The sequence below is a fragment of the Aestuariimicrobium sp. G57 genome (assembly GCF_050110855.1).
Lineage (GTDB): Bacteria > Actinomycetota > Actinomycetes > Propionibacteriales > Propionibacteriaceae > Aestuariimicrobium.
Genome location: NZ_JBNINW010000004.1, coordinates 240,006 through 253,472 on the forward strand (window position 1 = coordinate 240,006; position 13,467 = coordinate 253,472).

The 13,467-nt window shown below is 67.7% G+C and carries 8 protein-coding genes and 1 CRISPR repeat array (1 of these 9 cut by a window edge); all 8 genes read right to left on the minus strand.

Translation table 11 applies throughout. The features are described 5' to 3' along the window. Nucleotides 1–4,358: a CRISPR direct-repeat array (repeat unit 28 nt; unit sequence GGGCTCATCCCCGCTGCGCGGGGAGCAC) (it extends 8,641 nt beyond the left edge of the window). Nucleotides 4,359–4,402: 44 nt separating this feature from the next. After that, a complete protein-coding gene (gene cas2e / locus ACQCX5_RS11135) occupies nt 4,403–4,744 on the minus strand; it encodes a type I-E CRISPR-associated endoribonuclease Cas2e (RefSeq protein ID WP_434542098.1) in 342 nt (113 codons plus the stop codon). Then, nucleotides 4,738–5,685: a type I-E CRISPR-associated endonuclease Cas1e gene (gene cas1e / locus ACQCX5_RS11140; RefSeq protein WP_434542099.1), complete on the minus strand. Its 948-nt coding sequence runs from the start codon at nt 5,683–5,685 to the stop codon at nt 4,738–4,740. Before cas1e ends, cas2e begins: the two co-directional genes overlap by 7 nt. Beyond that, on the minus strand, nt 5,682–6,275 hold the full coding sequence (cas6e, locus tag ACQCX5_RS11145) for a type I-E CRISPR-associated protein Cas6/Cse3/CasE (protein WP_434542100.1): 594 nt from the start codon (nt 6,273–6,275) through the stop codon (nt 5,682–5,684). Before cas6e ends, cas1e begins: the two co-directional genes overlap by 4 nt. 50 nt (nt 6,276–6,325) lie before the next feature. Then, nucleotides 6,326–7,030: a type I-E CRISPR-associated protein Cas5/CasD gene (gene cas5e / locus ACQCX5_RS11150; protein ID WP_434542101.1), complete on the minus strand. Its 705-nt coding sequence runs from the start codon at nt 7,028–7,030 to the stop codon at nt 6,326–6,328. Beyond that, entirely contained in the window at nt 7,027–8,157 is a 1,131-nt protein-coding gene (gene cas7e / locus ACQCX5_RS11155; protein WP_434542102.1) for a type I-E CRISPR-associated protein Cas7/Cse4/CasC, read from the minus strand. The genes cas5e and cas7e overlap by 4 nt, the downstream gene beginning before the upstream one ends. Before the next feature lie 6 nt (nt 8,158–8,163). Continuing rightward, complete coding sequence (gene casB, locus ACQCX5_RS11160) at nt 8,164–8,826, minus strand: type I-E CRISPR-associated protein Cse2/CasB (protein ID WP_434542103.1); 663 nt, start codon at nt 8,824–8,826, stop codon at nt 8,164–8,166. Then, nucleotides 8,823–10,388, minus strand: coding sequence for a type I-E CRISPR-associated protein Cse1/CasA (gene casA / locus ACQCX5_RS11165; RefSeq protein ID WP_434542104.1), 1,566 nt, complete (start codon nt 10,386–10,388; stop codon nt 8,823–8,825). The genes casB and casA overlap by 4 nt, the downstream gene beginning before the upstream one ends. Before the next feature lie 224 nt (nt 10,389–10,612). Beyond that, nucleotides 10,613–13,366 carry a CRISPR-associated helicase Cas3' gene (gene cas3, locus ACQCX5_RS11170; protein ID WP_434542105.1) on the minus strand — a complete coding sequence of 918 codons (2,754 nt, stop codon included), beginning with the start codon at nt 13,364–13,366 and terminating at the stop codon, nt 10,613–10,615. Nucleotides 13,367–13,467: the final 101 nt, after the last annotated feature.

Genomic DNA, 13,467 nt, shown 5'->3' on the forward strand with positions numbered 1-13,467 from the left:
GGCCCGACCGGGCTCATCCCCGCTGCGCGGGGAGCACCGCCTGGGGCGGCGTCCTCTTCAAGCGGACCCGGGCTCATCCCCGCTGCGCGGGGAGCACGGTCTTGTCGGTCAGGCCACGCGGTTGGCGATGGGCTCATCCCCGCTGCGCGGGGAGCACCCCGAAGCCCCCAGCGCCCCCGTGGCTTGGGGGGGCTCATCCCCGCTGCGCGGGGAGCACCCCAGCGCCTTCCGCCCGCTACCGTTCCCGGCGGGCTCATCCCCGCTGCGCGGGGAGCACTATGGGTCCATCCACCAGGTGGCCAGGATCCCGGGCTCATCCCCGCTGCGCGGGGAGCACCGCCTCGTCTCCGAAGCCGCCGGCCTCAGCTCGGGCTCATCCCCGCTGCGCGGGGAGCACGATGGACTGGCCCCGGAGCTCGACGCCGATGGGGGCTCATCCCCGCTGCGCGGGGAGCACGACGGCCTCGGTCTGCTTGCCCAGGGCCTGCTGGGCTCATCCCCGCTGCGCGGGGAGCACGAAAACCTTGCGGACAACTCTTCCGCCTGGTTGGGCTCATCCCCGCTGCGCGGGGAGCACCCCGTCTCTGACACGGTGTAGCGGGGCCAGGGGGGCTCATCCCCGCTGCGCGGGGAGCACGCGGCCGCGAACAGCGCCCAAGCGGCGGCCTGGGGCTCATCCCCGCTGCGCGGGGAGCACGCTGGCCGCGATGCGGCAGCAGCTAGGGTCTTGGGCTCATCCCCGCTGCGCGGGGAGCACCTGGAGCAGTCCACACAGCGCAAGCTGGGCGAGGGCTCATCCCCGCTGCGCGGGGAGCACGGTGCCAACAGCCATAGCCGTAGCTCCTTAACGGGCTCATCCCCGCTGCGCGGGGAGCACAATCGGGCACGATCTTGCCTTTCAGCGTCCACGGGCTCATCCCCGCTGCGCGGGGAGCACCGCTGGAGCGCACGGACGCCCACGACCTCGGGGGGCTCATCCCCGCTGCGCGGGGAGCACGACGGTACGCCCAACCCTAATTTCGGCCAGCCGGGCTCATCCCCGCTGCGCGGGGAGCACCTCGTCGGCCTGTCGCCGCAGCAGATCGAACGGGGCTCATCCCCGCTGCGCGGGGAGCACTGGTGGCGGTCATCTGGTCCTCGCCCCCACCCGGGCTCATCCCCGCTGCGCGGGGAGCACCCACCGCCGACCTTGGGCTTCGCGGCGGCGACGGGCTCATCCCCGCTGCGCGGGGAGCACGGCGATGAGGTCTTCCCTCGTCGTGTAGGCGTGGGCTCATCCCCGCTGCGCGGGGAGCACGATATCGAACAGCGGCGTTGTCATTGCGTCTCGGGCTCATCCCCGCTGCGCGGGGAGCACCCACGAGTCCTCGGATTCGGGCGCCGGCAGCAGGGCTCATCCCCGCTGCGCGGGGAGCACGGCTTCCGGGATGACGCGGAACCGGCGGCCGCGGGCTCATCCCCGCTGCGCGGGGAGCACCTTCAAGTCCGAGGTCACCTCCACGCCGTCCCGGGCTCATCCCCGCTGCGCGGGGAGCACCCGGCCAGGTGGGCCAGGGTCACCGCGCCTAGGGGCTCATCCCCGCTGCGCGGGGAGCACTCCTCGTCCTCTCAGGAGGGCGCCCGCCCGACGGGCTCATCCCCGCTGCGCGGGGAGCACGTCGCTGACTCTTCCGAGACCAAGTTCGGCGAGGGCTCATCCCCGCTGCGCGGGGAGCACTTGTGCGTGGAAGGGGGAGGGAAAGCCCACCAGGGCTCATCCCCGCTGCGCGGGGAGCACGCAGAGTTGGCGGTCATCTGGACCGCTGTCCAGGGCTCATCCCCGCTGCGCGGGGAGCACCCCTCCCGCCTGCCCCGGTCATCACCGAGGCCGGGCTCATCCCCGCTGCGCGGGGAGCACCCACGGGCGCCGCCTGGGACACTATCAAGGCGGGGCTCATCCCCGCTGCGCGGGGAGCACATCTCACCAATGACGCGGTCAAGGTCGATCCATGGGCTCATCCCCGCTGCGCGGGGAGCACGACGCTGCAGCCCGCGCCCTGACGAACATGCAGGGCTCATCCCCGCTGCGCGGGGAGCACGCCAGCGTTTGAGGGCCAGAAATGCAGCCTTGGGGCTCATCCCCGCTGCGCGGGGAGCACTCGGTCACGACCGCATCAATCTTCCGCGGCGAGGGCTCATCCCCGCTGCGCGGGGAGCACTCGCTGTAGAGGATCGCGTCAGCGCTCGGGGGGGGCTCATCCCCGCTGCGCGGGGAGCACCTCCCGGAAAAAGGGAGGTCGGGCGCGGAATTGGGCTCATCCCCGCTGCGCGGGGAGCACGCTTGTTCCCATGCTGCGATGTAGGGGCCCATGGGCTCATCCCCGCTGCGCGGGGAGCACCGCTGTTCGGGAGCAACGACCCCGCGCAGCGCGGGCTCATCCCCGCTGCGCGGGGAGCACCCACCCGCGACCACCGACAGGACCATGTCGAAGGGCTCATCCCCGCTGCGCGGGGAGCACTGCTGGTAGGGCTGCTGCCGCGCTCCCCCGCCGGGCTCATCCCCGCTGCGCGGGGAGCACGCGTACGTGACCACCATGCGGGCGCGTCGCGAGGGCTCATCCCCGCTGCGCGGGGAGCACCCGGCGCCGACGACAGCGAGGACGGTGACGATGGGCTCATCCCCGCTGCGCGGGGAGCACAGCCAGAAGATCCTCGCCAACGGGCAGCGGCAGGGCTCATCCCCGCTGCGCGGGGAGCACGGCGCCGAGATGATCGCTTCCGGCCAATTCGGGGGCTCATCCCCGCTGCGCGGGGAGCACTGGGGTACAGGGACGGCCACCATGCTGGCCAGGGGCTCATCCCCGCTGCGCGGGGAGCACTTGTCCCGTTCCCCGCCTACCCAACCGCCACCGGGCTCATCCCCGCTGCGCGGGGAGCACCCTGTACCCCAGCCCGTCGAGCTGGGCAGACTGGGCTCATCCCCGCTGCGCGGGGAGCACGCGTGCGAGTACAGCGGCGTGGAACGCGAGGCGGGCTCATCCCCGCTGCGCGGGGAGCACGCTGTCCAGCTGGTGGCCGACGATGAGCGATGGGGCTCATCCCCGCTGCGCGGGGAGCACCAGGCCGAGCTCGACGCGCGCAACCACGGGACGGGCTCATCCCCGCTGCGCGGGGAGCACTGAGGTCTCATCGATGACAGCATCGATGATGAGGGCTCATCCCCGCTGCGCGGGGAGCACCGCTACAACAGTCGGATGGGGCGATCCAGGCCGGGCTCATCCCCGCTGCGCGGGGAGCACCGGCCGAGATGCTCGCCGACGCCGAGACGGGTGGGCTCATCCCCGCTGCGCGGGGAGCACGGCAGCGACGATTCCGCGCTTGGTGACGGTGAGGGCTCATCCCCGCTGCGCGGGGAGCACGGTATCGGTGTCCGCATCGACGGCGGCCGCCAGGGCTCATCCCCGCTGCGCGGGGAGCACAGGTTGCCGCTGAGGTTGTGCGACATCACGGTGGGCTCATCCCCGCTGCGCGGGGAGCACCAGCAGTTCACCATCACCGACATCGCCAGGATGGGCTCATCCCCGCTGCGCGGGGAGCACATCCGCGCCAGCATGTACTCGCCCGTGAATGGGGGCTCATCCCCGCTGCGCGGGGAGCACACCGCAGAAGACCCGCGCACCGGGTCGACCGGGGGCTCATCCCCGCTGCGCGGGGAGCACTGTCGATGGTGACGGTTGCTGCTGCCTTCCACGGGCTCATCCCCGCTGCGCGGGGAGCACGCGATCGTGCCCGAGCTGGCCGGCGCGGGCCTGGGCTCATCCCCGCTGCGCGGGGAGCACGCGGATGCGACCATGGCGAATGAGCCGGCTGGGGGCTCATCCCCGCTGCGCGGGGAGCACGACGTGTGCACGTGGTTGGTGCTCGACTTGCCGGGCTCATCCCCGCTGCGCGGGGAGCACTTGCCCGACCGCGGCTGCGACTCAGCCCACTGGGGCTCATCCCCGCTGCGCGGGGAGCACCCGCCCATGTGTTGTCGCCGCGAAGGAAGGTGGGGCTCATCCCCGCTGCGCGGGGAGCACGGCGCGCTGGTCGGTACCTGGACACACAAGACGGGCTCATCCCCGCTGCGCGGGGAGCACGATGAGTGCTGGGAGTGGACCGGGGCGCTCACGGGCTCATCCCCGCTGCGCGGGGAGCACTTCCACCACTCCCAGCGAACCGGCCTCGACCCGGGCTCATCCCCGCTGCGCGGGGAGCACCGGTTCACGGCTGAGTTTGCGCGGCGGTTGAAGGGCTCATCCCCGCTGCGCGGGGAGCACAGTTTCGAGACGATCAAGCGGGTCGTGACGGAGGGCTCATCCCCGCTGCGCGGGGAGCACACTTACTGACAAGGCAGTTTACCGCTTGGCCCTGTCAGGATTACTTACCTTGGTCGACGCCGATACTTGGCTGCCTTGGACCAACCCTTCCGCATAGGGTTGGAGACCTCGTCATCCCCCGGTCGTCGAATGAGCTTGACGCCTTCGACGTCGACGACCTCCCAGTCGTGGCGGTGCACCACGAAGTCGAGTCGCTGCTCGTTGTCTGCCTGAAACACCATGACGGCGCGTCCGTCCTTGCACATCTCAATGATCCGCCACCACAAGGCTTCACGAACGCGGCGGGACACCCGACCCACGAACACCCCAGGGGATATCTCCAATAGCCAGCGCGTGAGGAAGCCCCGCAACCCACGCGGCACCGCAGTCAGGACGACGACTACCATGGCAGGTCGTCGTCTTCAGGTATCCAGGAGCGTCCGGCGGCGACGGTGTTGTGTCCGCCGTCCCACAGCTCCACGACGTCCCAGTCGCGATCGTCGACGTCGTCGCCGAGCAAGCCGCGGATGTCACGAACGATGGTGGTCATGAGCTTTGTCTCGCTGAACCGGTCCCGCATGGCCAGACGGACAGCCGAGGGCAAGTCCGCAGGGTTCTGTGCCACCACAGAGAAGGCCGTGGGCACAGCGAGTTCCATCTTGTACAGGTCCGCGATGTCATAGACGAAGGATCGGTCGTGGCCGGTGTGAATGAAGCCCAAGCCCGGGGAACATCCGAGAGCGACGACGACGGCATGCACGACCCCGTAGAGACAGCTTGTGGCAGCAGTAACTGCTTGGTTCGCGGCGTCGGACGCCTCGAGGTCACCCGACCGGTACTCGCGCCCATTCCACTCAACGCCGGCATCCCGTGCCGCCGTGCGATAGCCGCGCTTCACCCGGGCGCCTTCACGCCCTCGCAGCTGCTGCATGGTGGCCGATTCGGCAACGTCGTCGGGGAATCGCATCTCGTACATCCGCCGGGCCACAGCGAGTCTGCTCCGCTGGTTCGACACCGCATCCACCTGGGCGGTGAGTAGCCTCGAAGTCCTGCTCAGCGGGCGGCCATGCGCGTAGTAGCGGACGGCCTCTTCGCCGACCCAGACGACGGTCGCGCCGGCGTCGGCCAGCACCACCATGGCTTGGTGGCTGATGTCGGTGCCGGGACCCAGCATGAGTGCCGCGACCGTGGCGGCCGGGAAGTAGAGGGTGCCTGCCTCATCAACCGCTGTGATGGCGTTGTCGTCACGGTGGATGCGGCAGCGCTCGAGGTAAACGAAGGTCACTCGGTCCTCGACCCTTGTCAGCTCGCGCAGTTCAGAGGGCCGAGGACCGGGGATAGGTTTCATCCTCGCCTCGGCGCCAGTGTCATGAGTCCGGCTCCGTAGGCTTTTGCGCGCCCAAGTCCCTGCATCAGCGCGCCACGAAGTGCGACCTCGTCGGTCACCCTGAGATGTCCATCGAACTGGGACAGGCTGATCGACACGGCCTTCTGGTCGTGTTTCGAGAAGCGCAGGTGTTCCGTCCGCGTGACCATGGCAGTCGGTTCTTCGACCGACCCGACATCGAAGCCTGCGGCGGCCGAACGGTTGATGAGCCAGGGGATGTGGCCGCTGAGCGTCAAGGGGATGGGCTTCCCTCTTGTCCCGTCGGCCGGCCCGATCTTGACAGGGTTCGCGGTGAGGCGAAACCGCCAGATCTGCCCCTCGCGCAGTCCGCTCAACAGCTCGTCGAGACTACCGGTGGCCCAGGTCTCGACTGAAGGCCACCCGCACTCCTCGACCAATGCCGAGAGATCAGGCTTGGTTGCACTGCTGATCAGCAGCTCGCGGCGGCCGTGGTCGCCGTGGTCCAATCGCCACAGGACTCGACCTTCAGTGCTCGAGGCTGGGAACGACGCGAGCACCGCGGCATGCAGCCGCTGCGCTGACGCCAGCATCTTTCTACTCTCGCGCCGTTGCGTGTTGATCTCAAACCTTGTGAGGTACATCAGGCACGCTCCAATCCGACCAGCCAGTCAACCAGTCCGCCCTCCGTGCTGCGCCCTGCCGGGTTGTCCACCGAGACGGTGGTCTCAACCACGGGACGCCAGGTGTGTTGCCTGTTTCGCGGGTCGTAGCTCACGGGCGAATCGTGGGTTTGGGCGGTGGCCACTTCGTCGGGGGCAGCATCGATGACGAGGGGAAGGGGCACTGATTGCCGTTCGCGTCGACGGTGATGGTCGGACGCCTGCCATGGAACCTCAGCGAGGGCCGTGGGGAGGTCCTCTTCTGTGACCCCGAGAACCAGCTTTCCCTCGACCGGGCATGACCTGCGGCCGAGGAACAGCGGGAACGCTGGCCGTTCCAAGGCGGAGCGCAGCCCTTCAATCAGGGCGTCGTCACCCTGGACACCAGCGACGAAAACCGCATCTGCCAGGTAGCGCCGATGGGTTACGGTCGGCGGCTTCTTCGGACCACTGGTGTGGGCTGTCTGAAAGTCGGTGATGACCACCCCGGGCTGGTCCGTCCTGACCCCGAACCGCAGGCGCAGCAACTCCTCGATCGGGTCAGTGCGGCGCACGCCCATCGCGGCGGCAAGCAGCCCCAACACCCCACTCTTGGTCGGGTACCGGTTCGTGTCCCGCCGCAGGAACCGCGAGCTGTCACCCCAGGACTGGAGCGGGCCGGCGAGGCGCAGCAGCAGCGCGGTCACGACGCATCCTCGCTCAGTTCTGCCAGCACGGTCTCTCGAATGGATGAGATGGCCTGCGGCAGGGAGGTCAGGTCTCCGAGGGAGGAGGCTTCGGCGGAGACCTCGGATTCAGCGACCACCCACGTCTTGAGCGGCGCCGTGCCGAAGGTGGCATCGAGGTCCTGTGCCCTGCGCACCAGAGCCGCCACCGATCGGGCCACGAATCCCTCGTCGCTGACCGGCACAGGCCGTTCGAATGCACCAACGAGGTTCACCGGGCGGCTCTCCCGCAGCGTCACCAGCACCATCGAGGGCAGGGTGTCCGCAGCCATGGAGTTCTTCTTGCCGGACGGCAGCGACAGGGTGAAGGCCTTGACGAACTGGGCGGCAGCGTCAGCCGTGACCTCAGTTGCCTGGCCCAAGTTCTCGCTGAGCAGATCGAGACTCAGTGCCGCATACCGGTAGAGGGTCGCAGATGAGAACTCGATCGTGCCGACCATTCCGGCGCCCGCGTCGTCGTCATTGCGCCGCTTCTGGTCATCGACGGCAGTGTAGAAGTCGCCCTGCGGGTCAACAGTGTGTGTGCTGATGGCGTGTGCCACCTGCAGAGACGCATCAACATTGAGATCTGGCGACGAAGCCACCATGCGGCCGAACAGTGCGATCTCGATGCCGTGGCTGGTGTCGATGGCGTTCTTGGCAGCGGTCTTGTCGACCTTGTCGGGGTCTGCGACGGCAACCTCCGCCAGAGCCTGAACCTGCTGGTTGCTGATGAAGAACAGCGCCTCGGCCTCGTAGTCCGCCTCGGAGATGGTGGCGTCGTCCTTGCTGCGAGGCTTCTTCGGTGTGACCCCGGCGGCCTTCAGGACTTCAGTTGCCAGACTGGCAGCTCGTTGCTCGTCCTCGACGCCGCGAGCCATGATGGCGTCGCTCACGAGTCGTACGATCCTCTTGGTGCGGGTTGCCCGCTGGGACTCTGCAATCTCATCAGCGAACTGCAGCCTCGTGGCTCGCTTCCACGCCTGGCTGCTGACGCGCAAGCGGTTGGCGCCGCCGTACACGCCCGACTTCGGGGCGCCGGTGTCATCCCGGTTGATGTTGCTCGGGGGCAACGACTGGATGACATGAACTTCGAGGAACTTGGTCATGATGGATCAGTCCGTTTCTGTCGTGGGTTCGACGTCGGTGTTGGCGGGGGTTTCTGTGGTGGTTGAGCTCGTCGGGTGGGCCCTGTGGAAGGCGCGGGCCCAGCGCAGGTGGACGGTGGATTGACGCTGTGGGTTCTGCAGGTCGAAAAGGTCGGCTGCGAGCTGGCCGTAGTCGAGTTCGATGTCGAGCGGGCGCATCTGGGACACCAATGCGCGCAGATGGGTGATCGTCATCCGAATCGTGCTGGCATGCACCAGGAGGGAGAATCGCGAGACCACGCCCGGGTCCAGCTGGCCAGCTTGGCCTCTGCGAAAGGCGAGTGTGCGAACGGCGCCACCGAACCGGACGCCGGGCCGATGGACTGCGCTGCCGCGACCCTGTTGGTGCAGTGCGAAGAGGTGCAATGAGGTAGCAACGGCCAACTCCCCGCGGGACGGGTCGTCGGTGTGTCCGACCAGGTTCTCGGGCATGCCCTCGAACAGCAGGTCGTAGAGGGATGGATCGTCGGCCGGCTGCATCGGGTCGAGCCTGCGCAGTTGGGCGAGGGTCGCGGTGGCGCGGCTGGATGCCGGGCCATCGTTTCGCAGGTAGGCCTGCTGCAGGGGCTCGACCCTGCGGCGGACATGGCTGCTGGCGGACGCCTGGGCAGTATAGCTGGGCATAGTCATTCCTTAGCGGCGGTTGGTTGGGCAAGCGGGGTGAGCTGCTGGATGCGATGTACGAACCAGGACCACGCGCTCAGGCTCGTGACGAGTTGCTCCTCGATGACACGTCCTCGTAGCCCGGCATCGCCTGCTGCTTCGAACATCGTCTGTCCGTGGTCCAGGAGGCACCTGCGAATTCGGACCTGCCAGTCGACCGTGGCGCGGTCGATAGAGTCCATCGTGAGTTCCGCGAGCCATTGTCGAAAGACGGGGTCGATGGCTGCGTACGCGCTCACAGCGGCACGGTCACGCGACTTTTCTTCGTCTGCCCCGGTGGCCTGCGCCAACCTGCTGGCAAAGTACCGGGTCGCGTTGGAGCCCTCGCGAGCGAGTTCGGCGGCGGCGGCAGCAAGATGCGTCAGCCTGGGGTTGGTCAGTGCGGCCACGGAGCCGTCGAGGGTGTCGTCGACCACAGTCTGGATGCTGGAGTTCTGGGGTCCGTAGATCATTCCGACGACCTGCAGCCGAAGCCGCAGGTTCGCATCGAGGATGCCCTCGTCGACGAGGGTCGACAGCCAGGCCGCCGTCCTTGGTCTGCCCGCAGAGTCGGCGAGGAGTGCGTTGAGGCCGCGCCACACCTGGCGAGTGGGGTCATGGACGACTGGCATCAGCACGTCCTTGCCCGCCTTGCGCTTCTGGTTCTCGCTCGAGCGCCAGGCTGACATGGGTTCGATCGCGTTGTTGTTCTGAGGTGTCAACGTGTCACCGTAGGAGACCTGTGCCGAGCGAACGAGGAAGTCGGGACCCCAATGCAGGCGGACTCGACGGTTCGGCCAGGTGAACAGTTCTGCAGGACCGGCGGGGATCTGGTCCTTCCGGGAGGACACGGGGGTGTCGATCTGCCACCCGGTGCGCTTCTCCGCCGGAAAGTGCCCCAGCGGGGTGTTGAGCAGGATCGTCTGGGCCAGCGTCGCGCCGTGGAAGATGACCACACCGAGGTTGCCGGCCCAGGCGGGATAGCCGGTGGGGTAGCCGCGACCGCCCTTGACGGCAGGATCGCCCTGTTGACCCGTTTTGATGCCAGCTGTGTCGAAGGACTGCACGTGGAGCAGCCAGCGGGCCGCTTCGCCGATGTCTAGGGGCCGGGAGGGGTCGCGGGTGGTGAACCACTGGTCGTGGTCGGGGACCAGTCGTTGCACACCGGGCTCGAGGTTGCCTGCGGGGTTGAGGTCGGCGGACTGCATGAAGGGGCGTTGCGGGTGGGCGAGGTCGAACTCATCGGCGTGCTCGTCGAGGTAGCGAAGGATGGCCGGCAGGCATCTCTCCCAGTCATTCCAGCACTCCCTCCACAGCTCGATGGAGTCAGACATGTCCGCGGATTCGTCCGCAAGGGCTGCGAGCACGATGGCGATGAGTAGCCGCAGGACGGCGACGTCTTGAGTGGGTAGGTCGCCGTCAAGACGGTCGATTGTCGGTGCCTGCACGAACACCTCGCGCAGGTTTGGTGTCAGCGACGAGCCGTGCATATCGGTCGCCTTGAGAAAACCTGTGGTCATCAGGTTGGTGTCGCGCTGCCGCTTGGTCATGGCTCCATCGTCCTCTGAGTTCGACAGTGTGTCAAGACCCCCCTCCTAACATTCACCCTCCAATTTACGCGTTGAGACTCTTTGAGTCGGCGCGATGCGACGGGGCCCGACAGCTGCCGGGGTAGCATCGATGCCGCCCCAACCGGGGATGAGCCCGCGTACATCGGAGGGTGTATCGGTGGGTGTCACTGCTCCCCGCGTAGCGGGGTAGGTGCTCAGGGAGGTCACGAGCTGACCTCCCTGAGTCCCAGTTCCTGGTCGTAGCGCAGGGTTCGCCCAGCCACGCTGGCGGTCCCATCCCCGTCGAGCACCAGGACCAGTTCGCCCTGCAGCCAGGGGGAGGACTGCCAAGCGCTCGTGTCGAATTTCTCCAGCGCCGCGATGGTGTCGTCCAGCGTCTTCGGGTTTGCGGTGAAGCTCATCGGGAGGCTGACCGTGCAGGCGGCAGCCGCCCGCGCCAGGGCCATGTCGGCGGGACCCAGCGGGCGTGGCAACACTCGCTGCGAATGGGGACCGATGCCATCCAGCAGCCGGACTTCGCCGTCACTGCGTCGCTGCAGCACGATGACTTCAAGCGACTCATCGGTATCCCGCACCGCGGCGCCACTCCGCCCGGCCGGTGTGTCAGGGTCTGTGGCCGCGGGTTCAGACCAGGCGCCCAACTGCCAGCGATCGTTCGGGGGTGCCACGGCGAACGCCATGGCATTCGTGCGTTGCTTGGTGCGCTTGGCGTCCAACTGGGTCAGGGCCGCTGCCCAGGGCTCGCGCCACTCAGCGGGTGCGGGGCGGTCCTCGTCATAGGCCGTTGCCACCAGCCGCGGGATGTCATCGGGCAGATGGATGGTCAAGGGTACGCCCCGAAATGTCGCCAATGTGGACAAGAGCCTCCACTTGCCGTAGACGCGGTCGATCCCCCTGCTGAACGAGGGCAGGGACGCGGCCCAGTCCTGCACCCCGATGAGGTGGCATCGTGGGGTGCTGACCAGTGCCGGCCGCTGTCGGCCGGGATGCCGATGCAGGCGACCCAACCGCTGCAGCAGCAGGTCCATGGGCGCCACATCGCTGACCATCACGTCGAAGTCGACGTCCAGCGACTGCTCGAGCACCTGCGTGCCGACCACGATCAGCCGCTCAGGTCGTGGCCCGTCCGGCCCCAACCGCGAGACCAGGTCTCGCTCACGGGACAGTCGATGAGGTGCCACGAACTTGGAATGCAGGAGGACCACTTCGCCGATGCCAGCACTCTTCAGTGCGGCGTAGCGCTCCTGGGCTCGGGAGACGGTGGAGCAGATGACCGCCGCACAACCACCACCGGCCAGTTCGCGGTCGAGCAGACACGTGAGGCTGTCGAGGTCATCGGCGAGGGGGACGATGGTGCAGGTCGTGACTGGCTTGCCGTCGGACGCGACAGGCCAGGATCCGTCGCCATCGCCCACGATCGTCAGGCGGGGGTAGGTATCGGGGCTCCCGGTCAGCTCCGGCACCGCCACGCCTGCCCCACTGGCGTACGCATCCATCAACTCCCTGCGGATCTCGGGTGGAAGCGTTGCCGACAGCAGCAGTACCGGTGTGCCGTGATGGGCGAGCCATTTCAGGGTTGTGGTGAGGTAGACGCGCATGAAGTCGTCGGCGGCATGCACCTCATCGATCACCACGACCTTCTCGGCCACCGCAAGCTGTCTGAGCATGACGTGCTTCGCCCTCAGTGCCGCGAAGAGCACCTGGTCGATGGTGCCGACGACGTGCGCGGCCAGAATTGCTTGGCGGCGGCCGCGGAACCAACTGGAGACGTACACCTCGGGGCCCTGCCCGCGGGACGTCGCGCTGCCCTCGGCGTCGTCGTGCACGTCGGTGATCGTCATGTGTTGCAGAGCCCGGAAGTCGTCATTGAGCGCCGACTTGCCGTGCACGAGGTTGAGCGTGGTGTGGCCTCCCTTGCTCGTGCTTTGCAGCCAGCTCTGGATGCGACTGAACAATGCATTGCTGGTGGCCATGGTGGGCAGGGCGAACAAGGACCCGCTGAGGCCGAACTTCTTGGCCAGGGCGGCGGCAGCCATCAGTGCGGCCTCCGTCTTGCCCGAGCCCATGGGAGCTTCAACGATGAAGAGGCACGGGGTCGTCATCGCATTCGCCGCTTCGACGATTGCCCGCTGAAGTGGCCGAACCCCGGCGTCGGCCAGATGGGGAAATTGTTGGCGGAACAGCAGGTCTGGGTTGTCGCTGTCGCCGTGGGGCACCCATCGCGTCGGCAGATCGAGTGCATCAGTCGCGCTCAACAGTGGATCGATTGCGTCAGCGCGGTGGTAGGGGAACAAGTCAGTGTTGCTGGCCATCCAGTCCGCCATGACCACCAGGCCGTTCAGTTGCACCTGTGCCCAAGCAGGCAGCCGAAGGTGCGGTAGTCCCGCCTGCTCGAGCTCGACAAAGGCGAGCATCTGCTCCCAGATCTCTTGCCGGGCGGCCTGCCACAGGCCGCTGCCGAGTCCAGGGGTGTCCAGCGCGTTGGGGCTGCCGGCGACGGGGCGTCCGTGATGGGCCCCGATCACCCCGGCGAACGAGATCGCCTCGGGACGTCGGTACCCGGCCGCCATCAGGATTTCGGTCATCGCGACCTGTCCCATGCGCCCGTGAGGATCGAGGCGGGGCAGCATGGGAGGGGGAAATGCGTAACCCAAACGCTTGAGATCGTGTGTCAGGAACGCAAACCCTGGAACTGAGTCTGACTTGCGCTGGAAGTCTGGTGCGGCCTTACCAATGTCATGCAGACCAGCGAGAAGCCTGACGACGCTGCGGGCCGTTTCCGGTGAGCCCAGCAGGTCGGCAAGGCGCTGCTGCGTGCGAGAACTCACCCAGCGGTCCCACAGCACCCCGGCAATGTTTGCAGAATCCTCCAGATGCTGAACCAAGGGCATCCACGTGCCCTCTGGGGGGTTGGTCTTCCCCCAGAGTGCGGCGGTTTCGGGCGTCCATCTCAGCATGCATTGAAGGCTAGCGAGGGGGTCCGACATTTTTTCTGCAGGGGTGAAGAAAGCCTGCTCAGGTCGTGGTTGTGACCGAAATAAACGAGTTGCCCAGGAGT

Bases quoted from the DNA above. Each gene is read 5' to 3' on its own strand.
- cas2e (WP_434542098.1), bottom strand. From the start codon at position 4,744: ATGGTAGTCGTCGTCCTGACTGCGGTGCCGCGTGGGTTGCGGGGCTTC.
- cas1e (WP_434542099.1), bottom strand. From the start codon at position 5,685: ATGAAACCTATCCCCGGTCCTCGGCCCTCTGAACTGCGCGAGCTGACA.
- cas6e (WP_434542100.1), bottom strand. From the start codon at position 6,275: ATGCTGGCGTCAGCGCAGCGGCTGCATGCCGCGGTGCTCGCGTCGTTC.
- cas7e (WP_434542102.1), bottom strand. From the start codon at position 8,157: ATGACCAAGTTCCTCGAAGTTCATGTCATCCAGTCGTTGCCCCCGAGC.
- casB (WP_434542103.1), bottom strand. From the start codon at position 8,826: ATGACTATGCCCAGCTATACTGCCCAGGCGTCCGCCAGCAGCCATGTC.
- casA (WP_434542104.1), bottom strand. From the start codon at position 10,388: ATGACCAAGCGGCAGCGCGACACCAACCTGATGACCACAGGTTTTCTC.
- cas3 (WP_434542105.1), bottom strand. From the start codon at position 13,366: ATGCTGAGATGGACGCCCGAAACCGCCGCACTCTGGGGGAAGACCAAC.